Source organism: Nonomuraea roseoviolacea subsp. carminata (assembly GCF_024172185.1).
GTDB classification, from domain to species: domain Bacteria; phylum Actinomycetota; class Actinomycetes; order Streptosporangiales; family Streptosporangiaceae; genus Nonomuraea; species Nonomuraea roseoviolacea.
Genome location: NZ_JAMZEC010000001.1, coordinates 6,351,071 through 6,377,638, shown reverse-complemented (window position 1 = coordinate 6,377,638; position 26,568 = coordinate 6,351,071). Strand labels below are relative to the sequence as shown.

Here is a 26,568-nt window from a genome sequence, read left to right as displayed (position 1 = left end):
TGCGTGCATGACACCCGATACGCGACATCCGGCATGGTGTGCAGCGTCGACCACCTCGCCTCCGCGGCGGGGGTGGCGGCGCTCGACCGCGGCGGCTCGGCCGCCGACGCCGCCATCGCCGCGAACGCCGTCCTGACCGTCACGGCGCCCCACATGTGCGGGCTCGGCGGCGACCTGTTCGCCCTGGTCCACGACGGCTCCTCCGGTGGGGTGAGCGCGCTCAACGCCTCCGGGCGCGCCGGGTCGGGCGCCGACCCCGACCGGCTGCGCGCCGAGGGTCACGAGCGCATGCCCCACCTGCACGACATCCGCTCGGTCCCCGTGCCCGGCTGCGTGGACGGGTGGCTCGCGCTGCACGAGCGCCACGGCCGGCTCCCCCTGGCCTCCCTGCTCGAACCCGCGATCCGGCTGGCGAGCGCCGGCTTCCCCGCGTCCCCCCTGCTCCTGGCGGGCGCCCGGATCGCGGCGGGGCGGCCCGGCGGCGGCGACTTCGCCGTCGTCCACGAGGCCGGCGACCGGGTGCGGCGGCCCGGCGTGGCCCGGGCGCTGAGCGCCGTCGCCGCCGACGGTCGCGACGGCTTCTACCTCGGCGAGTTCGGCGAGGGACTGCTGGAGCTCGGCGCCGGCGAGTACGACCGGGCCGACCTCGCCCGGCCGAACGCCGACTGGGTGACCCCGCTCGGGATCCGGGCGTTCGGCCACGACATCTGGTCGATGCCGCCCAACTCCCAGGGATACCTGCTGCTCATGGCGCTCGGCATCGCCGACGGGCTCGACCTGCCCGCCTCGCCGGACGACCCGCTCTGGGCGCACCTGCTGGCCGAGGCCGCCCGGGTGAGCGGCCACGACCGGCTGGCCCTGCTGCACGAGGACGCCAAGGACCTGCTCGCGCCCGAGGAGATCGAGCGGCGCCGGGCGCTGGTGGACCCGGCGCGCAGGCTCCGCCTCGGCGCCCCGGCCGCGCCCGGCGACACCACGTACCTGTGCGCCGTGGACGGCGACGGCATGGGGGTCTCCCTCATCCAGTCGAACGCCGCCGGCTTCGGCAGCATGGTGTTCGAGCCCCGTACCGGGATCAACCTCCACAACCGCGGCATCGGTTTCTCGCTGACGCCCGGCCACCCGGCGGAGTACGGCCCCGGCCGCCGCCCGCCGCACACGCTCGCCCCGGCGCTGGTGACCCGCGCCGACGGGTCGCTGCGCTCCGTGGTGGGCACCATGGGCGGCGACGCGCAGCCGCAGGTCCTCCTCCAGGTCATCACCCGGCTGCTGCGCCACGGCGAGCTGCCGGGCCCGGCGATCTCCGCGCCGCGCTGGCGGATCGGCGCGGGCGGCACGGGCTTCGACACCTGGTACGCGCCCGACGACACGGTCCTGGACCTGGAGGAGGGCGCGCCCTGGTCCGACGGCCTGGCCGCGCTCGGCCACCCGGTGACCGCGCGGCCGTACGGGGGGATGTTCGGCCACGCCCACCTCATCGACGTACGGCCGGACGGGACCCTCGCGGGGGCGGCCGACCCGCGCGCGCTCATCGGCGCCGCGATCGGCCGCTGACACCGCCCGCCGGGCGCTCACGGGGTCAGGGACCGGCGGGCGCCGGATGCCCGCCCGGGGCGATTGGAGCGGCGCCGGGCGGGTAGCACGTCGCCCCATGGCGACCGATGTCATCACACTCATCACCCGTGACCACCGCAAGGTCGAGGCGCTCTTCGAGCGGCTCAAGAAGAAGGAGGGCGACCCGCGCGCCACCGTCGCGGAGCTGCACGCCCTGCTCACCGCGCACGCCCGCGCCGAGGAGGACCGCGTCTACCCCGGCATCGACGCGCACCACGAGGTCGAGGAGCACAAGGAGGCGGAGGTGCTGCTCGACGCCCTCGTACGGGCCGAGCCGGGCACCGCCGAGTTCCAGCAGACCCTCGTCAAGCTGGAGGAGTCCGTCAGCCACCACGTGGAGGAAGAGGAGAGCGAGCTCCTGCCGAAGCTGGCCGGCAAGGCCGACGCCAAGGAGCTGGAGCGGCTCGGCGCGGCCTTCCAGAAGCGGCGCGACGAGGAGCTGGCCGCGCTGACGGGCGGCTCGGGCGCCGGCTCCTCGTCCGACGGCGAGGCGACGAAGGCGGAGCTGTACAAGGAGGCGCAGAAGGCCGACATCCCCGGCCGCTCCCAGATGGACAAGGAGGAGCTGGAGGAGGCTCTGCGGAAGGCCGGATCCTAGGATTCCGGCCGTGCCTGGGGGTAGGGGTGCCCCTATGAGCGAACTACCTCCGGACAGGTTCGGCTTCGCCGACGAGCAGGAGATCGAGGTCGAGGAGTGGACCGACGACCTCGGCCTCGACCACCGCATCGACGAGGACGACCCTCAGCACCAGGACTCCCTCGACGAGCGGCTGTGGCGGGAGAAGCCCGACCGGGAGAAGGCGCCCCGGGAGGAGCACCGCCTGACGCAGCCCGACGAAGGTCTGGCACCCGACGAGGAGAAGGACGAGATCGGCGAGGACTGGGGGGAGGACTCCGGCGACCTGTCGGCCGAGGAGCGCGCGGTCCACGTCGCCCCGGACGACCTGGCCGCCGACGCCGGTCTCGGCTTCGGCGGCGAGGACGGGGGCGACGACGACGTGGGCCGGACCGCCGGCCCCTCCTCCCGCTGACCCGCCCCGCCGTCGCACCGCCTCGCCCGCCACCGCCGCGCTTCTCGCGGCCATCCGTCAGCGGCGGCCCACCAGGAGGACGTCCCGGTGGGCCGCTCGACGACGTCCCGGTCCAGGAGCGGCCGGGCGAGCCGCCGGCGCGGGGCTCGGGCCAGGGGCGCCCGGGCGAGCCGTCGGCGCGGGGCTCGGGCCAGGAGCGCCCCGGGCGAGCCGTCGGCGCGGGGCCCGGGCGGCCCGGAGGCCGTCAGGTGATGCGGGACAGCGCGGGCAGCAGGGCGTGCAGGTCGTCCACGATCACATCGGCCTCGCACGCCCGCGCCCGCTCGGCGTGCAGGTATCCCCACGGCCCCCGCCGCAGCAGCGCGGTCCGCATGCCCGCCCGCCCGGCCGGCAGCACGTCGTTGTCCAGCCGGTCGCCCACGTAGAGGATCTCGCCCGGCTCCCGCCCCGCGACGGCGGCCACCTTGGCGAAGAACCCGGGATCGGGCTTGGACACGCCCCACCCGTCCGAGGTGTGGACGGAGTCGGCCGGCAGTTCCATGGCGACCAGCGCGTCGTAGGCCCGGACCGGCTGGTTGCCCGCGATGATCACCTGGAGCCCGGCGGCGCGCAGCGCGGCGAGGGCGTCGCGGACGTCCGGGTAGAGGTCGTCGGCGTCGAAGTGGTTGCGCAGGCTGTCCGGCTCGTCGCGTTCCCAGGCCGCCAGCTCGGCGTCGATGTCGATGCCGGGCCGGACGAGCTCGAACGCCTCGCGGTGCGAGCGGTCCAGGGCCGCCATGCCGCCCAGCGCGCCCATCATCACGAACCTGCTCACGCCCAGCCGGTCGGCCCACCGCGACCAGATGCGGGTCTCGTCGATGAGCGTCTCGCCGACGTCGAACACCACTGCCTTGATCATCCCTGTCCCTCCTCGTCGGCCCCCACTGTACGGGCGGGCGGAAAGCGCTTCAGCGGAGGGTCAGGGCGTGCAATACTTAGCGCGCCCGTTCGATTACGGAGGGACATCTCATGGTTGCGGTCAGAGTCACGGATGAGCGCCGGTGCGCGAAGCTGAGGTTCACCGGTGAGGGGCCCCTACCGAGGACGGGCCGCGAGCTGTTCGATGCACTACCCCCCATCCCCGGATTCCGGGCAGAGGTCATCGAAGGGACTGTGATCGTGAGCCCCTTGGGCACTCCTGAGCACGGCTGGATCGCCGCCGACCTGCATGATGCGCTGCTTCCCGTCCGCAGGCAGCACGGATGGCGAGGATCCGTCGGCGGCGTCAGCGTCTGCATCGAGGGACCTCGCGAGCCCGTCGCCCCCGACTATGTGCTCTCACCGGCCGACTGCCCGCGCTGGGGAGACCTGGAGCTGATGTCCTCGGGCGTCATCCTGGTCGCCGAGGTCGTCTCGCCGAGCAGCGTCATGCGCGACCGTAAGGAGAAGCCGTACCTTTACGCGCAGGGCCATGTGCCGATCTACCTGCTGATCGACACTCTGAGTTCGCCTCAGGTCGTCAGGGTTCATCACAACATCCAGCGCGGCACCTACCGTTCGACCACCACCGTCGACATGGGCACGCCCATCATGCTGCCCGACCCCGTCAACCTGGAGCTCGACACCTCCATCTTCAAGGGCTGAGCCGCTCCATCGCCTTCGCGATGCGCTTCTCCGACACCGGGGTGGGGGTCCCGAGCGTCTGGGCGAAGAAGCTGACCCGCAGTTCCTCGATCATCCACCTGATCTCCACCACGTCCGGGTCCGAACGCCGGGCCGGGTGGAGCTTGTCCAGCAGGTCGTGGTAGTCGTCCTCGACCTTGTGCACCCGCGCCATCCACTCCTCGTCGCGCCAGGGCTCCTCCGGCAGCTTGGTCAGCCGCCGTTCGACGGCCCGCAGGTAGCGCAGCACGTCCGGCAGCCGGCGCCGGCCGGTCGCGGTGACGAATCCCGCGTACACGAGTCCGCGCAACTGCTCGCGCACGTCCTCCGTCGAGGCGCTCGACCGCAGCGACTCCAGTCGCGTGCCCACCGCGTGCCACACGCTGAGGATCTGCTCCACCTTGGCCAGCACGTCGGCCGCGGTGTCGTGCAGCTCGGCGCGTACGTGCTGGTAGAGGCGGTCGAAGGCGACCGGGTCCCACGGGGCGCCGCCCATGTCGAGCATGAGCTGGTCGGCGGCGGCGTCGACCACGTCGTCGAACAGCGCCACGGCGCCGCCGTGCGGGCTGCGCGACAGGGCCAGCTTGGCCTGGTTGGACAGGCCGCCGAGCAGTGACTTGGCCGGGTTGGTGACGTTCAGCAGCAGCAGGCGGCGCGTGCCGGGCCAGTGGGAGCGGCGCTGCTCCGCCTCCGTCTCGAAGATCTTGATGGAGACCGAGTCGCCGTCGTCCACGAGGGCCGGGAAGCCCTTCATGCGGCCCTGCTCGAACACCTTCGGCAGCGTGCCGAAGCTCCACGTGCGCAGGCCGGTGCGCTCCAGGTCGTCGGCCGCCGCCGACAGCGTCTGGCGCAGGCGCGGCGCGAGGCGCCGTTTGAGCGTGTCGAGGTCCTTGTCCTCGGCGATCGTCCGTTTGCGCTCGTCGATCACCCGGTACGTGATGCGCAGGTGGTCGGGGATCTGGTCGAGCTGCCACGCCTCGCGCGGCACGCGCACGCCGGTGAGGCGCAGCAGCTCGCGCTCCACGGCCTCCAGCAGCGGCTCGCCGCCCGGCTTCACTCCGGCCAGCACCTGCTTGGCGTAGTTGGGGGCGGGCACGAAGTTGCGGCGCAGCGGCTTGGGCAGCGACCTGATCAGCTCGGTGACCAGCTCCTCGCGCAGGCCGGGGATCTGCCAGTCGAAGCCGTCGGCGCCGATCTGGTTGAGCACCTGGAGCGGCACGTGGACGGTCACGCCGTCGGCGTCGGCGCCCGGCTCGAACTGGTAGGTGAGCTTCATCCGCTGGCCGAGCTGGCGCCAGGTGTCGGGGTAGTCCTGGGTGCTGACGTCGGCGCCCTCGTTGACCAGCATCTCCGGGGAGAAGGTGAGCAGGCCGGGGTCGGTGGCGCGGGCCTTCTTCCACCAGGCGTCGAAGTGGCGGGCCGACACCACGTCGGCGGGCACCCGCCGGTCGTAGAAGTCGAACAGCGCCTCGTCGTCGACCATGATGTCGCGGCGGCGGGCGCGGTTCTCCAGCTCCTCGACCTCCTGGAGCAGCCGCCGGTTGGCGCGCAGGAACTCGTGGTGGGCGTCCCACTCCCCCTGGACGAGCGCGTGCCGGATGAACAGCTCGCGCGACAGCTCGGGGTCGATACGCCCGTAGTTGACCTTGCGGCCGGTGACCAGCGGCACGCCGTACAGGGTGACCTTCTCCAGCGCGATGACCGCGCCCTGGTCCTTCTCCCAGTGCGGCTCGGAGTAGGAGCGCTTGACGAGGTGCTGGGCGAGCGGCTCGACCCAGCCCGGCTCGATCTTGGCGTTGACCCGGGCCCACAGCCGCGAGGTCTCGACGAGCTCGGCCGACATGACCCACTGCGGCTGCTTCCTGGCCAGGGCCGAGCCGGGGAAGATGGCGAAGCGGGCGTTGCGGGCGCCGATGTACTCCTGGAGGGGGCGGCGGCCGTCGGAGGGGCGCTGCTTGTCCACGACGTCCTTGACGCCGATGTGGGACAGCAGGCCCGACAGCAGCGACACGTGCACGCTGTGCGGGTCGCCGGGATGGCTGTTGGGCTGGACGCCGAGCGCCTGGCGGAGCTGGCTGTAGATGTCCTGCCACTCGCGCACGCGCAGGTAGTTGAGGTACTCGGCCTTGCACAGGCGGCGGAAGGCGCTGGAGGACAGCTCCTGCTGTTTCTCCTGGAGGTAGTGCCAGAGGTTGAGGTAGGTGAGGAAGTCGGACTCGGGGTCGGCGAAGCGGCGGTGCTTCTCGTCGGCCTGCTGCTGCTTGTCGGCGGGGCGCTCGCGCGGGTCCTGGATGGACAGGGCGGCGGCGATCACCATGACCTCGCGCAGGCAGCCGTGCTTCTCGGCCTCCAGCACCATGCGGCCGAGCCGCGGGTCGACCGGCAGCGTGGCGAGCTTGCGGCCGGTCGGGGTGAGCCTGCCCTCCGCGTCGAACGCGCCCAGCTCGTGCAGCAGGTTGACGCCGTCCTTGACCTGGCGGCGGTCCGGCGGCTCCACGAACGGGAACGCCTCGATGTCGCCCAGCCCGATGGAGGTCATCTGCAGGATGACCGAGGCCAGGTTGGTGCGCAGGATCTCCGGGTCGGTGAACTCCGGCCGGCCGAGGAAGTCCTCCTCCTCGTACAGCCGGATGCAGATGCCGTCGGAGGTGCGGCCGGAGCGGCCCTTGCGCTGGTTGGCGCTGGCCTGGGAGATCGCCTCGATGGGCAGGCGCTGCACCTTGGTGCGGTGGCTGTAGCGGGAGATGCGGGCGTAGCCGGGGTCGACGACGTACTTGATGCCGGGGACCGTGAGCGAGGTCTCGGCCACGTTGGTGGCCAGCACGACGCGCCGGCCGGTGTGGCGCTGGAAGACGCGGTGCTGCTCGGCGGCGCTCAGCCGCGCGTACAGCGGCAGGATCTCGGTGTTGCGGAAGTCGGCCTTGCCGAGCGCGTCGGCGGCGTCGCGGATCTCCCGCTCGCCGCTGAGGAAGACGAGGATGTCGCCCGGCCCCTCGGTGACCAGCTCGCGGCAGGCGTCGACGATGCCCTGCGTCTGGTCGTCGTCCTCGCCGAGCGGCCGGTAGCGGACCTCGACGGGGTAGGTGCGGCCGGACACCTCGATGATCGGCGCGTCGCCGAAGTGGCGGGAGAAGCGCTCGGGGTCGATGGTGGCGCTGGTGATGATGACCTTGAGGTCGGGGCGCCGGGGCAGGAGCTGCTTGACGTAGCCGAGGATGAAGTCGATGTTGAGGCTGCGCTCGTGGGCCTCGTCGATGATGAGCGTGTCGTACTGCTCCAGCAGCCGGTCGTGCTGGAGCTCGGCCAGCAGGATGCCGTCGGTCATGAGCTTGACCAGTGTGCGGTCGCTGCCCTGGTCGGTGAAGCGCACCTTGTAGCCGACGACCTGGCCCAGCTCGGTGCCGAGCTCCTCGGCGACGCGCTCGGCGACGGTGCGGGCGGCGATGCGGCGGGGCTGGGTGTGGCCGATCAGGCCGCGCACACCGCGGCCGAGTTCGAGGCAGATCTTGGGGATCTGGGTGGTCTTGCCGGACCCGGTCTCACCGGCGATGATCACGACCTGGTGGTCGCGGATGGCGGCGAGGATGTCGTCCTTGCGCTGGGAGACCGGCAGGGCCTCGGGGTAGCTGACCGCCGGCACGGCCTCGCGGCGGCGGGCCAGGCGCTGCTCGGCGCGCTCGACGTCGGCGAGGATCTCCGCGGCGATCTTGTCGCGGGCCTCGCGGGAGCGCACCCGGCGCGCGCCGTCGAGCCTGCGCCGCAGCCGCCGCTGGTCGCGCGGCATGAGCTCGGGCAGGCGGGACTGGATCTCGGTGAGCGGAGAGGACAACGCGGAGGTTCCCATACTGCTTTCAGGATATTTGAGCCCCGTGCACCGGGAGCCAACGGTCCATGCTGCCGGACCGCGCCGCCGTCCCGCATCCCAATAAAGCGCTGAGACCTCAGACATGGCCGTGGCCGTCCACGGCGGGCCCACTCTCCCCAGAGTTGCGTCGTGAACGGCCACGCCCATCAATGAGACTCCCGAGAGGCCGTTCCGGTTGCCTCCCGGGCCCGACTTTGTTGATCAGTGAGGTCAGCCGGCCCGGCTGCCGGCCATCTGGGCGGCGCCGATGATGCCCGCCTCGTTCTGCAGCGCGGCGGGCACGATCGGCGTGTCGATGTGGATCTCCGGCAGCCACTTGTGGGCCTTCTTGCTCACTCCGCCGCCCACGACGATGAGCGACGGGGAGAACAGCATCTCCACGTGCCGCAGGTACTCCTCGACCCGGCCGGCCCACTTGTCCCAGCTCAGCTCGTGGTCCTCGCGGGCCTTGTCGGAGGCGCGCAGCTCGGCGTCCTTGCCGCGCAGCTCCAGGTGGCCGAGCTCGGTGTTGGGCACGAGCACCCCGTCGGTGAACAGGGCGCTGCCGATGCCCGTGCCGAACGTCAGCATGAGCACGGTCCCGCGCCGGTCGCGGCCCTCGCCGAAGGTCATCTCGGCGATGCCGGCCGCGTCGGCGTCGTTGAGCACGCACGCGCCGCCGAACAGGTCGGAGGCGTCCACGCCGATCCACGAGTGGTGGACGTTGGCGGCGGTGTGCACCACCCCGTCGCGGACCACCCCGGGGAACGTCACGCCGACGGGCCCGGACCACGCGAAGTGATCGACGATCTGCCGCACCACCTCGGCGACGGGCTCCGGCTTGGACGGCTGCGGGGTGGGAATGCGCAGGCGCTCCTGGGCCAGCTTGCCCGCCGTGACGTCGACGGGCGCGCCCTTGATCCCTGAGCCGCCGATATCAATCCCCAGAACTTCCATAACCATCCATCTCCCCTACAGACGGCAAGAAACGCCTCGCCGGATATTTCCGGACCATACTGAACCCTGCCCCAGGCGCCCCGCGTATCTCGCGTCACAAGCGCTAACAAGGAGGCACGGATGCGGTCACGCATCATCACACTCTGCGCTGTTGCGGTCGGCCTGGGCAGCACTCTCGCCACCCCCGCACACGCCACCGCCACCCCCCGCGCGCGGTTCGACGTCGTCAACCTCGTCTCGGACGTGAGGGGCAAGGCCGCCACCACCGACCCCAAACTGGTCAACCCCTGGGGCCTGGCCATGGGCAAGACCCTCTGGGTCTCCGCCACGGGCACCGGCAGCGCCACCGTCTACTCGGGCGCCGGCAAGAAGGAGCAGACGGAGGTCAGCATCCCGGGCGGGGCCCCGACGGGCCAGGTGTTCAACCCCACCGACGGGTTCACCGTGAAGGGCAAGCCCGCCACGTTCCTCTTCTCCAGCCCCAGCGGCGCCATCACCGGCTGGAACGCCGAGGCGGACCCGAAGAACGCCGTCATCGCCGCGTTCACCCGCGGGGCCGACTACAAGGGACTCGCGCTCGCGCGGACCGAGGACGGCGACTTCCTGCTCGCCGCGGACTTCGCCGGCGGCCGCATCCACGCCTGGAACTCCGACTTCGAGCGGGTCCGGCTGAAGCGCTGGCAGTTCCGCGACCCGGCCGTCCCCTCCGGCTACTCGCCGTTCAACGTGGCGGTCGCCCACAACCAGATCTGGGTGGCGTACGCGCTGCGTGACCCGGACACCGGCAAGTCCGTCGCCGGCGCCGGCAAGGGCTTCGTCAGCCGCTTCAACGCCGAGGGCCGCCTGACCGGCCGCATCGCGCGCACCGGCCTCAACGCGCCGTGGGCGATCACCGCGGCCCCGCGCGGCGCCTACGCCGGATCCGTGCTCGTCGGCAACTTCGGCGACGGCACCATCCACGCCTACCGCAACAACCGCCACCTCGGCGCCCTGCGCACCGCCAACGGCGCGACGATCCAGCTTCCCGGCCTGTGGGACCTGGAGCTCGGCACCGCGGCCAACGGCGGTGAGAACGCGCTGTGGTTCTCCGCCGGCATCGACGGCGGCCAGCACGGCCTGCTCGGCCTCATCCGGCCCGCGGGCTCCGGCGGCTCCTCCGCCACCGCCCCCACCGCGACGGCGACCCCCACCTCTTCGCCGCACTCCACCCACTCCTCGTACGGGGGCTACTGACCGGCCGCTGACGTTTCCGGCACGGTGGCGCGGCCGTGCCGGAAACACCCCCCACCGGCGGCGGAGCCCACGCCCGCCCGCCGCCCGCGCGAGGAACGCGAGGAATTCGCGCCGCCCCCGAGGCCATGTCGGTGGGCGGCACTACCATCTCCCCGACGGGTGCGGACGGAGACGGTAGGGCATGACAGATCATCGGCTGCCACGCGAGCTGGGCCGGCTGTTCGCCGACGCGGGCATGGGGCGCGCGCTGCGGGCCGCCCTGCCGCCGGGTGACCTCGTCTGGCCCGACCCCGGCTACACCGGCCAGGGAGAGCCGGCCAGGCCGGCGTTCTGGATGAGCGACGAGCCCGTCTCCGGCCACGACTGGGCCCGCCTGCGCGCCGAGCACCCCGCGAGCGGCCTCTGGCCGGTGCTGCTGGACGAGTCGGCCCAGCCCTGGTCGATCGGCCAGGTCGTGCCGGACGAGCCCGCGCAGATCGACCACTTCACGGCCGAGGGGTTCATGCACGAGGTGTGGCAGGAGTGGGTGGCGCAGATGCCGTCCGACGCCCTCGACGAGCTCGACCCCTACGGCGCGCTCTGCCCCGGCCCGGCCGCCCCCGGGGTGCCGAAGGCCACTCCCGGCGAGGTCGCCGACTGGTACGCCGACCAGCTCTCCTCGCGTGGCATGCCGCTGGGCCTGGTCGCGGCCCGGCGCGGCGCCGACGCGCTGGCCGTGATGGGCTGGCAGGGCGCCCTGCACCACAACGAGTGGATGGTGCCGCTCGCGGCGGTGGTGCGCAGCTGGGAGGACCGCTTCGGGGCGCGGGTGGTGTGCGTCGGGTTCAACACGCTGGAGCTGAGCGTCGCGGCGCCGCCGGTTGACGCCGAGCACGCGCTGCACGTGGCGGCCGAGCACTGGACGTTCTGTCCCGACAACGTGGTGCAGGGCCCGGGTGATCTGCGCGGTTACGCGGAGCAGATCATCGGCCGGCACTTCTGGTCGTTCTGGTGGGACTGACATCATGGGGGGCTGACGGCGCCGGGCCGGCGGGCCAGGAGTGAGAGGACGCCGGGCCGGCGGGCCCGGGGTCAGAGGACGCGAGCGACGGCGCCGTAGTTGCCCGACGCGCTGGGCAGGGCCGCGCACGCCTCGTCGCGCCCGTCGGGCCGCCACTCGGGCACCCACACCAGCCCCGGCTCCACCAGGTCCAGCCCCTCCAGCAGCGCCGCCGACTCCGCGCGCGTGCGGACGACGTGGCCCGGCAGGGTCATGGCCAGCAGCTCGCCGATCGCGGGCAGCAGCTCGTCGGGGATCGCGTCGAAGGTGGTCTGCAGCAGGGCCAGGTAGCTGCCCGCGGCGGCGGCGTGGCACAGGCACTTGATCGCGTGCCGCGCCTCCTCGTCGCCGAGGCCGGGCACCGAGACCAGCACCAGGCCGACGGGCCGGTCCCAGTCGACGAACGTCCGCACCACCCGGTCGCCGAGCAGGTCCTCGACCTGCCGGAGGTCGCCCTCCACCACGCGCACCAGGTCGGTCACCGGCTCGATCGTGGCCTGGGCGTAGGCCAGCACCATCGGGTCGTTCTCGACGTACAGCACCCGGACGTCGGAGCGGCCCGACGCCTCACGGGCCAGGTCGTGGAGCTGGCGGCCGGGGGGCAGCCCGCTGGGCACCCCGCTGCCGACGATCACGAACTGGTCGACGCCGCCCGCCGCCAGGTGGCGGATCACGCGGGACAGGAACGCCAGCACGGCCCGCGCGGCGGCGGTGGTCACGGGAGCGGCCTCGTCATAACGGCGCACGGCGTCGCGGTCGGCGACGAAATTGTTCTTCCCTCCGGCGGCGGCGTCGAGCATACGGGTGATACGCGCCTGGGACGTGTTGAGCCTGGCCAAATTACGGATGGCACGTTGACGCATTTCCGTATCGCCCCTTTCCCCTCGCCTTGCCGTACGGGAAAGTTCCGCGGCCTCGACCCCACTCGGAGGACCAAGTTGAAAATGCTCCAAATGTCCCAACAATACAACCTATTGGCGCGAAATAATCGGGAAATATACGTTTCCCGGTGAATAAAGGATCATCCTCGCGCTATTCGGTCACGGTGGGTGTTCAGCAGGTCGAAGGTCTCCTCGCGCGTGGTCGTGGTGACCGACAGCTTGGCGAACGCCTGGTGGTAGGCCTCGACGGCCCCCGGCTCGGTGATCAGCTCGTCGCGTTCGACGGTGTGCGCGCAGGCGATGTCGGGCTCGAACGCCTCGGCGTAACGCCAGAGCGTGAACGGCCCCGTGCGGGGCAGGTACGCCGGGTCGTCCAGGGGCAGCAGATGGAGCGAGACGCCGGGGCGCTTGGCGAGGTCGATGAGGGAGTCGAGCTGGGCCAGGTGGACCGCGGGCTCGGCGATGGAGCGCAGCAGCACGCCCTCGTCCATGATCGCCCACACGACGGGGCCGCGCCCGGCGAAGACCATCTCCTGGCGGGCCAGCACCAGCCGCACCGCCGCCTCCACCGAGCCCTGCCCGAGCGTGGCGGGGCCGGCCACGCCGATCGCGGCGCGGGCGTATGCCTCGGTCTGCAGCAGCGCCGGCACCGTCCGCGGGTCGTACACGCGGATCACCGAGGCCCGCTGCTCCAGGGCGAAGGCGGTGGCCAGCCAGACGGGCACCGCGCTGGTGTCCCACCAGGCGGGCTCGCGCTCGCCGCGGGCCAGCGACAGCACGTGCTCGCGGGCGGGCAGCGCGGTCACGCCGTACAGGTCGAGCAGCCGTTCCACCAGGGCCGGCGCGGGGGCCGCGCGGCCGGTCTCGGCGGCCTCGACGCGGACCGTGCCGCGGCCGAGCGCGCTCTCGACCTGCTCGGCCGTCAGGCCGGCCGCCTCGCGCAGGCCGCGCAGCCGCTCGCCGAGCGCCGCGCGGACCGGCGGGGGCAGGGTGGTCCGGGCGGCCGGCACCGGCGGGGCCTCGGCCGCGGGCGGCGGGCCGGCCTCCGGGCTCTCGGACAGCCCCTCGGCCCGGCGGGCCAGGTCGATGACGCCGCGCAGCACGGCCAGTGAGCCGTCGGACAGCCCGGAGGCCGCCGCGCCGACGGCGGCGGCGCGCGCCTGGAGGTCGTCCACCGCGGCGGAGCCGGCGCCCGGCGCCTCCTCGCCCACCAGCCAGCCGACGCTGACCTGGAGGCAGGAGGCGAGGGCGCGCAGCACCTGGAGGGTGGGATTGGTCTGCTTGCCGGTGCGGAGCTGGCTGACGTAGGCGCGGGTGATGGGGATGCCCGCCTCGGTCAGCTCGGCGGCCACCTGCGCGCCGCTCAGCCCCCGCTCGCGCAGCGCCAGGTCCAGCCTGTCGGCGATGGTCGCCACTCCGCACCTCCTGCCGCCCGGGAGACCCTCAGCGTAGGGGAATCCGGGGATCATGCGCGCCCGCGGGCGTCCGTAAACCTCCGGCGGCGCATCCATACCCAACTGGAAAGTGTCAGTTGACACATCTTCCCACAGAACGCCACTATCGGACCGATACGTGGAAAGTGAGACTTGACGGCCGGACGGTTCTGGAGAGTCGCCGGCGAGGAGGTGGCCGGACGTGACCGATCCCCAGACCGGTTCCTGGTTCGCCAGGCGGCCGAGAGCGCCGCAGGCACCGGACCGGGTGATCCTGCGCATCTGCGCCCGGGTGGCGCCCCGAGACAAGCGCGTCCACGTGGCCAACATGCCGCTCGGCGGCGTGGAGGTCTGGGTGGACGGCAACGGCGACCGCTGGGTCCACTACCACCGGATGGCCCGCGAGCTGCGGCTGGCCGGCTGGTACACCGAGGTCGCCGCCGACCGGCTCATGGTGCTCGGCTGGAGCGCCGAGTGCCTCGTCCACCGGGCCCGGATGCTCGACGCCGCCCTCGCGGGCCGGCTGTCCGACTACGCCCGCACCGCGCGCTCGGCCTTCGCGATCGGCACCCGCCTGCGCGAGGAGGAGGTGCCCGCGGACGAGATCGCCATCAGGGTCCGCGACCACGTCGGCCGCGAGCTGCGCTGGCCCGACCGGCTCGCCGAGCTGGACGGCCTGGAGCGCACCGCCTCGCTGGAGGCGCTGCGGCTGCGCCTGGCGCAGGTCGCCGGCCTGGAGGCCAAGGTGAGCCGCCGCTGCGCCGAGCACCTGACGCTGGCCTCCCAGGTCGTCATGTCGCTGGTCGGCCCCGACGCCGGCCGTTCGGCCCGCTCCTGGACGCGGGCGCCCGGCCGCCTCGTCGGCATCACCGAGCGGATGGTCGCGGCCAGCGTGCCGAACCGTCCCGAGGTGCCGCGGCCCGAGACCGTCACCGTCGCCCGCAGGGACCTGGCGGAGACGCCGCGATGACGCTGACGCCCGTTCGCGAGCACGTCGCCGGCCCGTTCGTCGGGCCGGTGGCGCGGCCCCGGTCGCAGGTCCGGGGGCGCTTCGCCGTCCTGCGCCTGATCGCCTGCGGTGTCGTCATCGCGATCATGGCCGACAGCACGGCGACGACGCTGGCGATCCCCGTGCTGAGCCGCGACCCCATCGCGGCCTCGCTGCCGATGGCCGAGGTCACCTGGGTCAGCACGATCAACTTCGCCGCGGTGGCCGCGCTGCTGGCCACGGCGGGCCGCTTCGCCGACCTGCTGGGCAGGCGCAGCGTCCTCGCCTTCGGCCTGGCCCTGTACGGCCTGGGCGCCGCGGCGGTCATCGCGACCACGTCCTGGCCGCTGCTCCTCGGCGGGCGGCTGGCGCAGGGCGTCGGCGCCGCGCTGATGTTCCCCGCCTCGCTCGGCCTGCTGCTGGGCGAGCTGCCCGCCAACCGCCGCGCCGGCGCCATGGCACTGTGGAGCGCCTCGTCGGGCATCGGCTGCCTCGCGCTCCAGGCCGGCGGCGGCCTGCTCGTGGCCGCGTACGGCTGGCGCGGCCTGTTCCTGCCCAGCGCCGGACTGGCCGCGGCCCTGCTCATGCTGACCCCCGCGCTGCCCCGCTCCCTCGGCCAGGTGCGCCGCGTGCCCGACGTGTTCGGCACGGTGCTGCTGGTCGGCGCGATCGCGGCGGCCGTGCTGGCCGTGTCGCAGGGCGGCACGTGGGGCTGGGGCGACCTGCGCACCATCGGCTGCGCGGTCACCGCCGCGCTGCTGCTGGCCGGGGCGATCGCCACCTCGTGGCGGCACGCGGCCGGCGCCATCGACATCCGGCTGTGGCGGCGTCCCGGCTTCCTGTGGTCGGGCGGGGCGTCCCTGCTGTACGGCGCGGCCTCGTTCGTGGTGCTCGCGCTCGGCCCGCTCTACCTGAAGAACTCCGGGTTCGACCCCGTCACCATCGGCCTGTGGCTGACCCCCATCTCGCTCGCGATGATCGGCGGGAGCCCGCTGGCCATGCTGGCCGGGCGGCGCATCGGCCTCAACGCGGTCATCTACGCCGGGGCGCTGCTCCTCGGCGGCGGCTGCGCCCTCCTGCTGGCCAACCCCTACCCCACCGTCTGGACGCTGGTGGCCGCGCTCATGCTGGGCTGCGGGTTCGGCGCCCTGTCCACCGGCACCTCCACGGTCGGCACGATGGCGGCCCACCCCACCCAGTACGCCTCCGCGGTCGGCGCCATCAACACGGCCCGCATGCTGGGCGGCGCGATCGGCGTGGCCGGCGCCTCCGCCCTGGTCGACCAGCCGGTGCTGGACGGCCCGATGCCGGGCTTCGCCTCCGCGATGGTCGGCTGCCTGATCGCGGCCGTGATCGTCGGCACCGTGGCGCTCGCCCGGGTCGCCGGCACGCCGCGCCGCAGGACCCCGCGCCTGTCGCGGCGCGAGGCCGAGGCGGAGCTGATCATGCTGCGCCGGCTGCTCGCCGAGCTGCGCGACAGCTTCGTCCAGGTACGCGACGAGGCGGAGGAGGAGCTGGCCCGCTTCGGCGCCCGCGACGTGTCCGCCTACCGAACCCCCGAACGGCTCTGAACCCCCCATCAGTCCCGTGTATCCGCCCGTGAAGCCGCGCTGACAGGAGTGGACCATGCTCGCCGACGAGATCCGCAGGCCGTACCAGCACCCCTACGGGGCTCCCGCCCGGAGGGAGCGGCCCGCGCCGCCGCCGCCCGCGCCGGCCGAGGACGAGCACGTCGACGGCGCGACCGCCGAGCGCACCGTGCACCGGCTGCACCACATCCGGCAGGTGTCCGACCTGGCCATCAGCGTCATCGACCAGGCGCTCGCGCAGGCGTCCTGAACCCCCCACCCGCATGGAGGAAACCATGGTCACCATCAAGGTCGAATGCCCGGCGGAGGTCGCCGCGGAACGGCAACGGGAATTCGCCGACACCGTGATCGGGGCCGCGGTGCACCTGCTCGGCGCCGAGCGGGCCGGGGTGCGGCTGGACACCACCGATGACACCGCGCGGACCCGGCGCGAATCGGACACCGCGCGGACCCGGCGCGAATTGGATGACGAGGCGCTGGAGCGGCGTGAGGCGGCGTTCTGGGCCGCGGCTTGGTCGGGTTGCTGATGACGACGGCCGGACTCGCCCCGTCCCCCGTCCTGCCGGACCGGCGCCCGCGCAGGGGGATCGGCGGCGCCATCCCCGCCCGCCGGGCCGCCGTGCCGCGCAGGCCGTGGATCACCACGGTGCCGGCCCCCTCCTCCGTTCCGCCGCCCACCGCGGCGGAGCCGGCGACCTGCTCGGTCGCGGTGGAATCGGCGACCTGCTCGGTCGCGGTGGCGCTGCGCACGAAGGCGAGCGCCGTCGCGGACGCCGAGCTGGGCCGGCTCGCCTCGCGGGCGCCGGAGCTGGACCCCTCGGCGCGCGAGGAGGTGCGCGACGCCGTCCAGCGGGTGGTGGACGCGTTCCTGGAGGGGCCGCTGACCAGCCTGACCCGCCACTCGGGCTCTCCCCTGGGCGAGCGGTACGCCGACGCGCTGCGGACGCTGTTCGGCCTGGACGCGGGGAGGACCGCATGAAGCGCGGCAGAGTGGGCGTGATCGTGCCCCCGGCCAACCCGGCGGCCGAGCCGGAGCTGGCCCGGCTGCTGGGCTCGCGGGCCGACATGCACGTCACCCGGTTCCCGGTACGGCCCGGGCTGACGCTGCCGGAGCGGCTGGAGGCGTACAACGAGGCGCTGCCGGCGATGATCTGCTCGTTCGGCGACCTGCCGCTCGACGCGATCGTCATGCTGTGCAGCGGCTCGCGGTACCTGCTCGGCCCGGACGAGGACCGGTTCCGGTGCGAGGAGCTGAGCGAGCGCTTCGGCGTCCCGTTCGCCTCGGCGACCCTGGCCACGCTGGACGCGCTCGACCACATCGGCGCCGAGGACATCGTGCTGGTCTCGCCGTACGAGCCGTGGCTGACGGAGCTGGCCGAGCGGTTCTGGAAGGCGGCCGGGATGCACGTCACCCGGGTGGTGGACGTGCGGGCGCGCGGCCGGTTCTCGCCCTACGACGTCACCACGGCCGAGCTGGTGGAGCAGGTCGGCGAGGCGTGCCTGCCGGACGACGCCGTGGTGCTGTTCAGCGGCACCGGCATGTCGACGCTGCCGGCGCTGCTGCCGATCGGCGCCGGCAACGACCGGATCCTGCTCACCTCGAACCTGTGCAGCTCCTGGTGGGCGCTGTCACGGGCGACGGGCATGCCGATCACGCTGGGCCGCGTCCCGCACCGTCCCGCCGCGCAGGGGCAGCGGACATGAGCGGCGTCGCCGTGGTCGGCGCCGGCCCGGTCGGGCTGACGGCCGCGCTCACCCTGGCCAGGGCGGGCGTGCCGGTGACCGTGTTCGAACGGGAGGCGGGCCTGGCCAGGCAGTCGCGGGCCTCCACCTTCCACCCGGCCACGCTCGACCTGCTGGACGACCTCGGCGTCGCCGAGCCGCTCATCGCCCGCGGCCGCGTGGTGAACCGCGTCCAGTGGCGTGACCGGGCCGGTGAGGTCCTGGCGGAGATGGGGATGGGCAGCCTCGACGGCATGACCCGGCACCCGTACCGGCTGCACGCCGAGCAGTCGTCGCTCACCCCGCTGCTGCTGGCGGCGCTGGAGGCCCAGCCGGACGCGGACGTGCGCTTCGGCACGGCCGTGGACGGGGTGGCCGAGGGCGGCACCGGCGTGCGGCTGCGCATCGGGCAGAGCTGGGCGCGGGCCAAGTACGTGGTGGCGGCCGACGGCGCGCACAGCACCGTGCGCGGCTCGCTCGGCCTGCCGTTCCCCCGCGCCGGCTACCCGACCCAGGCGCTGCGGGTCTTCACCGACTCGCCGCTGGACGAGCTGCTGCCGCGCCTCGCGCCCCTGACGTACGTGCGCGACGTGGGCCAGTCGTGCAGCCTGCTCGCGCTGCCCGACCACTGGCGGATCGTCGTGCGCATCCCCTGCGACGCCCGCAACCCGCTGGCCACCTCCAGCGTCGCCGCCCTGGTGCGGCGGGCGCTGCCCGGGGTCAGCCGGCCGGTGCGGGTCATCGGCGCCGACCGGTACGGCCTGTCGCGCGGCGTGCTCGGCTCGTTCCGGTGCGGCCGGGTGCTGTTCGCGGGCGACGCGGCGCACCTGACGTCCACGGCCGGCGGGCTCAACATGAACGCCGGCATCCACGACGCCGTCGAGCTCGGCGCCGTGCTGGCCGAGGTGACGGCCGGGCACGCCGGCCCGGCGGCGCTGGACGCGTGGGCGGCGCGGCGGCGCAACGTCCTGCTCGAACACGTGATCCCGCGCAGCGAGGCACGCGTGGCCGGGGTCCAGGACCGCGACACCTCCCGGCTGGCGGCCGCGATGGCGGGGCTGCGGGCCATCGCCGGCGACCCCGAGGCCACCCGCCTCTACCTGGCGCAGGCCTCGATGCTCGACACCCTGCCCGGCGGCATGCCCGCGAGCGCCGCCGACACCCTGCCCGGCCGTCCCCCCGGGCGCGGCCCCGACCGCGTGCTGGACCCCGTCCCCCACCACCCCGTGAGGCAGAGCTGACATGCGCATCTGGTTCCAGAAACACACCGTCGAGGGCCGCACGCCGCTTCTGGACAAGCTGTACGCCGAACACCTGGCCCTGGTGTCCTCCCCCGGCACGACCGTGGAGATCCACACGCTGCCGCCCGAGACGTACGGCACCGCGCTGCCCGAGCACCTGGTGGGCTACGGCGAGATCGGCCTGCTGTTCGGCCACTACTTCGCGCAGACCGCCGTGACCGCCGAGCGCGACGGCTGCGCCGCCTGGATCAGCGGCGCCGGCCAGGACCCGGGGCTGGCCGCGGCCCGCACCCGGGTGTCGATCCCCGTCGTCGGCTACGGCGACGCCGTCTGGCAGGCCGCCCGGATGGAGCGCCACCGCCTCGGGGTGCTCGGGTTCATCCCGCACCTGGCCGAGCCGATCACCGAGAACATCCGGGCCGCGGGCGCCGACCTGGCCTCGTACCAGATCGTGGAGCGCGGCGCGGACGTCGTGCAGCGGGCCCTCGCGCACGACTTCGAGCCGTTCCTGGACGCCTACACCGAGGCCGCCCGCCAGGCCGCCAAGGCCGGCGCGCAGTGGCTGGTGCCGGCCGAGGGCATCCCCAACGTGATCCTCGTCCACCTGCGGGTCCACGAACTGCACGGACTGCCCGTCATCGACCCCGGCGGGCTGGCCATCAAGACGGCGGAGCACTTGTGCGAGCTGCGCGCGCTCAACATCACCGCGCGCAGCAACGCCGGCTACTGGATGCGGCGCCCGCCCCAGGCCGCCGTCGAGCACGCCGAGCGGGTCCTGCTCGGCAAGGTGATCGGAGACTGACATGAGCTATCCCGCCGAGCGTCCCCGCCGCCTGCGGCGCACCGCCGCCCTGCGCGGGCTGGTCGCCGAGACCCGCCTGCACCCCGCCGACCTGATCCAGCCGTTGTTCGTCCGCGAGGGCCTGGACGAGCCCCGTCCCATCGCCTGCATGCCCGGGCAGGTCCAGCACACCCGCGAGAGCGTCCGCAAGGCCGCCGCGGCCGCCGTGCGGGCCGGCGTCGGCGGGCTGCTGCTGTTCGGCATCCCTGAGACCAAGGACAGCGACGGGCGGGGCGCCTGGGACGGGCAGGGCATCACCCAGCTCGCCCTCGCCGACGTCGCCGCCGAGGTGGGCGACGCCACCGTCGTCATCGGCGACATCAACCTGGACGAGTACACCGAGCACGGGCACGTCGGCGTCCTCGACGAGCGCGGCGACGTCGACAACGACGCCACGCTGGCCGCCTACGCCCGCGTCGCCGTCGCCCAGGCCAGGGCCGGCGCCCACATGGTGGCGCCCAGCGGCATGATGGACGGCCAGGTCGGCGCCATCCGCCGGGCCCTCGACGCCGCCGGCCACCACAACGTGCCGATCATGGCGTACGCCGCCAAGTACGACTCCGCGTTCTACGGCCCGTTCCGCGACGCGGTCGAGTCGCGGCTGACCGGCACCCGCTCCACCCACCAGCAGGACCCCGCCAACCTGCGCGAGTCGCTGCGCGAGGTGCTGCTCGACGTGGACGAGGGCGCCGACATGGTGATGGTCAAGCCCGCCGGCCTCTACCTCGACGTGGTGCGCCGCGTCGCCGACGCCGTCCACGTGCCGGTGGCCGCCTACCAGGTCTCCGGCGAGTACGCCGCGATCGAGGCGGCCGCCGCCAACGGCTGGCTCACCCGGGACCGCGCCATCCTCGAGAGCCTCACCGCGATCCGCCGCGCGGGCGCGGGGAGCGTGATCACCTACTGGGCCACCGAGATCGCCGAACGCCTGCCCCGCTGACCCCGGAGCCGCCCGATGCCCGAACCACGGAGAGGAGATGCGACCCCCATGTGGCGCACCCTGTCGGAGGACGCACGTGAGGCCATCCTCGAACTGTGCGACGGCTACGGGCCGCACCTGTACGACTACTGCCGGACGGAGCTGTCGTCGGGCGACGCCGAACTGGCCGTGGCGGGCACCCTGCTGTCGGCGCACGCCTGGGCCGAGCGCGTCGACGAGTCGTCGCCGCTGCGGCCCTGGCTGTACGCGCTGGCCAGGGCGCACCGGGCGTACCTGTCCACCCCCACCAGCGTCGGCTCCTGGTCGCGGCCGGGCCGGATGGCCGATCTGCTGCCCGAGGCGCTGCGGGCGCTCTCCCCGGCGCACCGGGAGCTGCTCGACCTGTCCGTACGGCACGGGCTGACGCACGACGAGATCGCCACCATCTTCGCGGCGGACGCCGACGAGGTGGAGATGATCGTCCTGGAGGCGGCCGACGGGCTGGAGGAGTGGTTCGCCGCCGTCATCGCCGCCAGGACCCGCCACGGATGCGCCGCGCTGGAGTCACGGGTCAACGACTGGGCGGCGGCGCCCGGGCGGCGTACCCGGGCGCGGATCAGCCGCCACATCGCGCACTGCGACCTCTGCCAGAGCGCGCCGCGCGTCATGGTGGCCGACACGCTGCTGCGCCAGATGCCGATCTCCTCGGCGCCGGGCACGCTGCAGGGGCAGCTCGCCTGGGCGCTTCCTCTGCCGGACGAGGCGGGACTGTGGCGGGCGGACGGCTTCCCGGCGCAGGCGCGCGGGCTGACCGAGCCCGCGCCGCCGCCCATCTCTCCGGTCCCCGGCCCCACGACGGGGACCTGGGAAAGCTCCGGGCCGGTGGCGGGCGCGGCCGCCGCCGGCCCGGAGCACACACCTGACCCGGCCGCGCACCGCCCGCCGAGCAAGCACGCCCGCCCGGGACCGCCGGACATCGTCCCGAGACGGCCGACACCGGACGCCGTCCCGTCCCGCGTCCGCCCGGAGCGTCCTGTCGTCCCGGCCGCGCGCGTCCCGGCGCCGTCCGCGCCGTCCGCGCCGTCCTCGGTGTCCTCGGTGTCCGCGGCGTCCGCGGCGTCCGCGTCCGCCACCGACATCCCAGGCGGGACGTCCGCACCCGCCCCCCAGACCCCAGGCGGGACGTCCGCGCCCGCCGTCCAGACCCCAGGCGGGGCCGCCCAGAGCGCCGCCTGGACCCCGGACCCGACCGGCCAGTCCCCCGCCTGGTCGCCGGATCCGGCCGCAGACTGGGCCATCGTCCGCCGCAACCGCGGAGGCGTGCCGTACCGGAACCTTCCAGCGGCGTCCGCTCATGACCGGATCAGCAGTAGCGGCCCGGCCGGTCAGGAGCGGGCCCCCTCACGCCGGGCCGAAGGTGGCCCGCCCTGGGAGCACCACCCGGACGATGGCCCACCCATTCCTCCCACCACCCCGACGCCCTCCACCCCGGCCGCACGTCCCGACCAGGCGAGCCCCCTCACCCGCCCCGCACACCCTGAAGAGGCGCGTCCCGTCACACAGCCCGCCACCGCACACCGCGAGGAGGGCCGTCCCGTCGCGCGACCCGCCGCCGCACACCGTGAGGAGGGCGGTCCCGTCGCGCGACCCGCCACCGCGGCCCCGGCGTCGCGGGCGGCGCGGCCAGTCGTGCCGCCGATGCGCACCTCCACGCCCTCGCCCTCGCCCTCACCTTCACCGTCACAGAAGCCGTCGGCCTCACCTTCACCCTCGCCGACCCGCGCGCCCGCACCCGCACCTGGGGCCCAGCCGGTGGCGGCCCCGGTCGCTCCGGCGGGACGCGTGGCGCCCACGAGCCTGCCGACGGACCGCATGGTCGCCGGCGCCCCCCGCTCGAAGCGGCCCGTCCCCCTGAGCGCCCCCGTCATGGCCGACGCCCCGCCCGCCACCCGCCCGCGTAACGGCTCCACCGGCACCACCCCGCCCACCGAGCGGCACCGTCCCGCCAACGGAGCGACCCCCGACCGGCCCGAGCACCGGCACCAGCGCCCCGCCGACGGATCGGCCACCCCGCACCGCCCCTCCCCCGAGCCCCCGGCGGCCACCAGCCGCCCGGCCGCGGCCGACCGCCCCGTCACCACCAAGGGCCCAGGCAAGTCAGCGTCCACGTCCCCGGAGGCGGAGCGGCGCGTCCCGCCCTCCTCCGCCCGGATCCACGGTGTGATCACCATCCCCGGGCCTCGCCGGCCCCCCGAGGACGCCTTCCCCCCTCCGGCCGGCGGCGTACCGGGATGGGCCCGTGGCCGCGGCGCCGACGGCCCGGGTGAGGGCCCGGCCGTCGGCGCCCCGCCGTTCACCGCGCCGCTCCGCTACGAGCCGGGCCCCGCCTTCGGCGGCCAGGTGGTGGAGCTGAACGCGAGCGGCCCCGACGAGTTCTGGCTGGAGCGCCCCGACCTCGCCGACGGCGACCCGCGCTTCACGGTGCGGAACGTGGCCCGGGTGAGCCTGCTGGTCGGCGTCGGGCTGCTGGTCGCGGGCCTGGCCTGGTCGGGTCTCAACGCCCGCCAGCACATGCCGGCGATCTCCGAGACGGGCGCCGAGGACCCGGCGCGGACGCCGACGCCGGACGGCCGCCCGTCCCCCGGATCGGCGGTGCCCGTGCCGCCGCCGGAGCCCGCCGCCGTGCCTCCCGCCGCGACGGCGGCCCCTGCCGTGACCCCCGCGGCGGGGTCCCCGGCGCGCGCCACGGCCGGTCCGTCCCGTACGGACGAGGCGGCGGACGGCCGGCGGGAGAGCCCGGTGGTGGCCGGCACCATGAGCCCGGCCGTGACCGGCACGAAGAGCCCGGCCGACCGGCCCGCCAGGCGCTCCGCCACCGGCGGCCCCGTCGACAGCGTGACGCGCCACCCCGCGGGGACGCCGCGCGAGCAGCCGGTGACGCAGCCGGTGACGCTGCCGCGCCCGCACGCCCCGGCCGCGTCCCTGGCGCCGGTCTCGGTCAGGCTGGGCGCCCGCCGCACCGGTACGTTCGCGCTCTCCTGCAAGGGCGGCACGTGCCGCGTCGTCTCGGCGGGCGGCACGGGCGGCATCGCGGTGTCGGGCCACGCGTTCCGGGTGAAGGCGCCCACGTCCCGGCCCGGCTGCCCCGGCCGGCCGGTCACGCAGACGGGCACGATCGTCGTGCGCTGGGTCGGCGTCGCGCGCGGGGACGGCCGCAGGACGTCCGGCACGACGACCGCCCGCGGCACGCTGCGGCTGCGCGTCTCGTGGACCGTCGCCAAGAACCCGGGCCCGTACATCATCGACGGGGAGGGCAGAAGCCACTGGAGCAACTGCGCCCGGTACTGAGCCGCCCCCTGCCGAGAAGAGCCGGCGGATCCGCTGGGACGACGCGTTGACGATGCGGGCCCCGTGGTCGAGCCGCGCAAGGCGATGATGGCCCTGTCGCCCTGGCCGGAGAGTACGCCTTCCCCGACGACGGCGGCGCGCCGGACGCCTGCCGCGACAGGCGCGGCTGAGGTCCGGCGCGCGCGCCGAGAGAGCATGGGCATCAGAAGAAGCTGAACTCGGGCTCGGCCTTCGGCAGCTCGACCCGCGACGGCCCGCGGAAGGTCGCCCGGTCCTCGGGCACGTCCGTCAGCGGGGTGCCGAGGACGAACGGGACGGACACGGAGCTGGCCGCCAGGTCGAGCGTGACGTTCGCGCCCGTGCCCGGCTCCTCGCTGTAGGTGCTGTCCGTGCCGGCGATCACGAGCGCCAGCCGGTGGCCCTTCGCGAAGGTGTAGTCCTGGGGCAGCGTCCGCCACCGGACCTTGCCGAACGTGCCGGCCGGCAGCGGGGACGGCTCGCTCAGCGAGGCGCGGTTCTGCACGTCGATCCAGCCCCGGGCGACGACCTCGGCCGGCCGGTTCGCCACGTTGGTGACGACCTTCTTGTAGCAGGCGTCGTCGGCCGCGGTGCTCTCCCCGTGGCAGTCCTCCTCGGTGAGCGTCGTGATGCCCTGGCCGCGCCGCCAGTCCACCCGGGCGGCGTCGCCGAAGTCGACGAGCAGCGCGGTGAGGTTCGAGGTGGGCTTGTCGAGCTTGACGGTGAGGTCGGCCGTAGGAGTGCCCGACAGGCGCAGGTCGAGCGGGAGCGGCCCGGTGGTGAACGCCACCCGGCCGGGCTTGGCGGTGCCCACATCGGCGATCATGTCGGCCTCGTCCATGGCCACGTCCGCGAACGACGCGGTGGCGCCCCGGGCGGCCGGCCGGAGCCCCAGCCCGCCGTCGGCGGACGGGCGCAGCGGCAGCCGGGCCGCGAGCGGGGCCGGCCAGTCGCGCTGGGTGATCCAGCTCGTGGGGCCGGTCTGCACGTCGGCTCGCGGCTCGCTCATGATGCCGTTGCGCACGCCGAGCAGCCAGTGGTCGAACCAGCGGTGCAGCGTGTCCACCCACACGTCCCTGCGGCCCTCGAAGTCGAACGGGTCCACGTGCTGGTACTGGCCGACCCAGATCTTGCGCGGCACGCCGCGCCGGGCGAGCGCGTCCCACCAGGTGGAGAAGTTGTCGGGCTTGACGTTCAGGTCGTTCACGGTGTGGACGACGAAGACGCTGGCCCGCACCTTCGAGGCGTCGCCGAGCAGGCCGGAGAGGTAGTCGCGCTCGGCCCAGAAGGCGTTGTAGTCGCCCGTGTCGTCGCCGTCCTCGGCGTCCATCCGGTCCCGCACGGCCTGGCACTTGGCCTCGGGGTCGGTGTCCACGTAGTTCGCGAGCCAGGAGGCGTAGTCGTAGCTGTAGACGACACCGTTGGAGCGCTGGTACCTGTACCAGGAGCTGATCGCCGAGATGGGCACGATCGTCTCCAGGCCCTTGACGCCGGTGGCGGCCACGGCGTTCGCGAGCGTCCCGTCGTACGACTTGCCGATCATCGCGCTCTTGCCGGTGGTCCAGTCGGCGGTGGCGGGGGTGCCGTCGGCGCGGAAGGCGCGGGCGCGGCCGTTCAGCCAGTCGACGACCGCCTTGCCGCCCAGCACGTCGGCCTTGCCGCCGATGTCGGGGCAGCCGTCGGAGCGGGTGGTGCCGAGCATGTCGACGTTGAGGACGGCGTAGCCGCGCGGCACGAAGTAGTTGTCGTAGAACAACGGGAATTTCGTGACGTTCCCGGCGGAGTCGTAGACCTTGCGCTCGGCCTCGTTGCCGCGCCCGGAGTTGTCGTAGTACGGGCTCTCGTCGATGATCACCGGGACCTTGAGCCCGGGACCGGACTCCTTGGGGCGGATGATGTCGACGCGCACCCGGTCCAGCCGTCCGTCGGCGTCGCTGTCGACGCTCGACTCGACGTAGACGTGCTCGCGGACGGCGTCGGCGTAGGAGAAGACCGGCTGGGTGCGGCCGTTCTCGACGGTGATGGCGGGACCGACCGCCGCCTGGGCGGGGGTCGCGATCGCCAGGGTGAGGGCGACCGCCAGAAGGGCCGGGCGTAAATGCGACACGCGTGTCCTCCGTGACAAAGGTGGCAAGTGTCGGAAACGGGGATAAGTTCCTCGGGCAATCTCTCACCCGCCCAAGGACCTGACAAGATCTGTCCGTCCGGGTGGAAACGCCTGTCCGGCCG

At 74.0% G+C, this 26,568-nt stretch carries 22 protein-coding genes; 16 read left to right on the top strand and 6 right to left on the bottom strand.

Annotated features, from left to right (window positions below):
• Positions 1–3 precede the first annotated feature (3 nt).
• From HD595_RS29530 to HD595_RS29520, 3 genes are all read left to right on the top strand, one after another.
• The gene (locus tag HD595_RS29530) at positions 4–1,554 is read left to right on the top strand and encodes a gamma-glutamyltransferase family protein (protein WP_253774634.1); all 1,551 of its coding nucleotides are present in this window, start codon (positions 4–6) and stop codon (positions 1,552–1,554) included.
• Positions 1,555–1,651: 97 nt separating this feature from the next.
• The gene (locus HD595_RS29525; RefSeq protein ID WP_253774632.1) at positions 1,652–2,212 is read left to right on the top strand and encodes a hemerythrin domain-containing protein; all 561 of its coding nucleotides are present in this window, start codon (positions 1,652–1,654) and stop codon (positions 2,210–2,212) included.
• Positions 2,213–2,246: 34 nt separating this feature from the next.
• Positions 2,247–2,645, top strand: coding sequence for a DUF5709 domain-containing protein (locus HD595_RS29520; RefSeq protein ID WP_253774630.1), 399 nt, complete (start codon positions 2,247–2,249; stop codon positions 2,643–2,645).
• A 244-nt stretch (positions 2,646–2,889) separates the two neighbouring features.
• Here the strand turns inward: HD595_RS29520 and HD595_RS29515 are convergent, their stop codons facing one another.
• A complete protein-coding gene (locus HD595_RS29515; protein WP_253774628.1) occupies positions 2,890–3,543 on the bottom strand; it encodes an HAD family hydrolase in 654 nt (217 codons plus the stop codon).
• 110 nt (positions 3,544–3,653) lie between these two features.
• Here HD595_RS29515 and HD595_RS29510 point away from each other — a divergent pair, with 110 nt between their 5' ends.
• Positions 3,654–4,268, top strand: a complete 615-nt coding sequence (locus tag HD595_RS29510; RefSeq protein ID WP_253774626.1) for a Uma2 family endonuclease — start codon at positions 3,654–3,656, stop codon at positions 4,266–4,268.
• Here the strand turns inward: HD595_RS29510 and hrpA are convergent.
• Positions 4,258–8,130 carry an ATP-dependent RNA helicase HrpA gene (hrpA, locus tag HD595_RS29505; protein ID WP_253774624.1) on the bottom strand — a complete coding sequence of 1,291 codons (3,873 nt, stop codon included), beginning with the start codon at positions 8,128–8,130 and terminating at the stop codon, positions 4,258–4,260. The genes HD595_RS29510 and hrpA overlap by 11 nt on opposite strands.
• Before the next feature lie 231 nt (positions 8,131–8,361).
• Positions 8,362–9,087, bottom strand: a complete 726-nt coding sequence (gene ppgK / locus HD595_RS29500) for a polyphosphate--glucose phosphotransferase (protein WP_253774622.1) — start codon at positions 9,085–9,087, stop codon at positions 8,362–8,364.
• A 120-nt stretch (positions 9,088–9,207) separates the two neighbouring features.
• Here ppgK and HD595_RS29495 point away from each other — a divergent pair, with 120 nt between their 5' ends.
• Together HD595_RS29495 and HD595_RS29490 are read left to right on the top strand one after the other, a co-directional pair.
• Positions 9,208–10,320: a TIGR03118 family protein gene (locus tag HD595_RS29495; protein WP_253774620.1), complete on the top strand. Its 1,113-nt coding sequence runs from the start codon at positions 9,208–9,210 to the stop codon at positions 10,318–10,320.
• A 181-nt stretch (positions 10,321–10,501) separates the two neighbouring features.
• The gene (locus HD595_RS29490) at positions 10,502–11,320 is read left to right on the top strand and encodes a DUF4253 domain-containing protein (RefSeq protein ID WP_253774618.1); all 819 of its coding nucleotides are present in this window, start codon (positions 10,502–10,504) and stop codon (positions 11,318–11,320) included.
• 71 nt (positions 11,321–11,391) lie between these two features.
• Here HD595_RS29490 and HD595_RS29485 read toward each other — a convergent pair whose 3' ends face one another.
• A complete protein-coding gene (locus tag HD595_RS29485; protein ID WP_301309634.1) occupies positions 11,392–12,222 on the bottom strand; it encodes an SAM-dependent methyltransferase in 831 nt (276 codons plus the stop codon).
• A 158-nt stretch (positions 12,223–12,380) separates the two neighbouring features.
• Positions 12,381–13,655: a helix-turn-helix domain-containing protein gene (locus tag HD595_RS29480; RefSeq protein WP_253774614.1), complete on the bottom strand. Its 1,275-nt coding sequence runs from the start codon at positions 13,653–13,655 to the stop codon at positions 12,381–12,383.
• Positions 13,656–13,875: 220 nt separating this feature from the next.
• On the opposite strand from HD595_RS29480, the gene HD595_RS29475 reads away from it, so the two are divergent.
• The 10 genes from HD595_RS29475 to HD595_RS29430 are packed head-to-tail and all read left to right on the top strand — an operon-like array spanning position 13,876 to position 24,321.
• On the top strand, positions 13,876–14,643 hold the full coding sequence (locus tag HD595_RS29475) for a hypothetical protein (RefSeq protein ID WP_253774612.1): 768 nt from the start codon (positions 13,876–13,878) through the stop codon (positions 14,641–14,643).
• Positions 14,640–16,232 (top strand): MFS transporter, encoded by a 1,593-nt coding sequence (locus tag HD595_RS29470; protein WP_253774609.1) that lies wholly within the window; start codon positions 14,640–14,642, stop codon positions 16,230–16,232. Before HD595_RS29475 ends, HD595_RS29470 begins: the two co-directional genes overlap by 4 nt.
• Positions 16,233–16,287: 55 nt before the next feature.
• Positions 16,288–16,500: a hypothetical protein gene (locus tag HD595_RS29465; protein WP_253774607.1), complete on the top strand. Its 213-nt coding sequence runs from the start codon at positions 16,288–16,290 to the stop codon at positions 16,498–16,500.
• Positions 16,501–16,525: 25 nt separating this feature from the next.
• Positions 16,526–16,777, top strand: coding sequence for a hypothetical protein (locus HD595_RS29460; RefSeq protein ID WP_253774606.1), 252 nt, complete (start codon positions 16,526–16,528; stop codon positions 16,775–16,777).
• Complete coding sequence (locus tag HD595_RS29455; protein ID WP_253774604.1) at positions 16,777–17,229, top strand: hypothetical protein; 453 nt, start codon at positions 16,777–16,779, stop codon at positions 17,227–17,229. Before HD595_RS29460 ends, HD595_RS29455 begins: the two co-directional genes overlap by 1 nt.
• A complete protein-coding gene (locus tag HD595_RS29450; protein WP_253774602.1) occupies positions 17,226–17,954 on the top strand; it encodes a maleate cis-trans isomerase family protein in 729 nt (242 codons plus the stop codon). Before HD595_RS29455 ends, HD595_RS29450 begins: the two co-directional genes overlap by 4 nt.
• Positions 17,951–19,213, top strand: coding sequence for an FAD-dependent oxidoreductase (locus tag HD595_RS29445; protein WP_253774600.1), 1,263 nt, complete (start codon positions 17,951–17,953; stop codon positions 19,211–19,213). Before HD595_RS29450 ends, HD595_RS29445 begins: the two co-directional genes overlap by 4 nt.
• Before the next feature lies 1 nt (position 19,214).
• The gene (locus HD595_RS29440) at positions 19,215–20,015 is read left to right on the top strand and encodes an aspartate/glutamate racemase family protein (protein ID WP_253774598.1); all 801 of its coding nucleotides are present in this window, start codon (positions 19,215–19,217) and stop codon (positions 20,013–20,015) included.
• A gap of 1 nt (position 20,016) precedes the next feature.
• A complete protein-coding gene (gene hemB / locus HD595_RS29435; protein ID WP_253774596.1) occupies positions 20,017–20,994 on the top strand; it encodes a porphobilinogen synthase in 978 nt (325 codons plus the stop codon).
• A 48-nt stretch (positions 20,995–21,042) separates the two neighbouring features.
• Positions 21,043–24,321, top strand: coding sequence for an RNA polymerase sigma factor (locus HD595_RS29430; protein WP_253774594.1), 3,279 nt, complete (start codon positions 21,043–21,045; stop codon positions 24,319–24,321).
• A 202-nt stretch (positions 24,322–24,523) separates the two neighbouring features.
• Here the strand turns inward: HD595_RS29430 and HD595_RS29425 are convergent, their stop codons facing one another.
• A complete protein-coding gene (locus tag HD595_RS29425; RefSeq protein WP_253774592.1) occupies positions 24,524–26,446 on the bottom strand; it encodes a Xaa-Pro dipeptidyl-peptidase in 1,923 nt (640 codons plus the stop codon).
• Positions 26,447–26,568 lie beyond the last annotated feature (122 nt).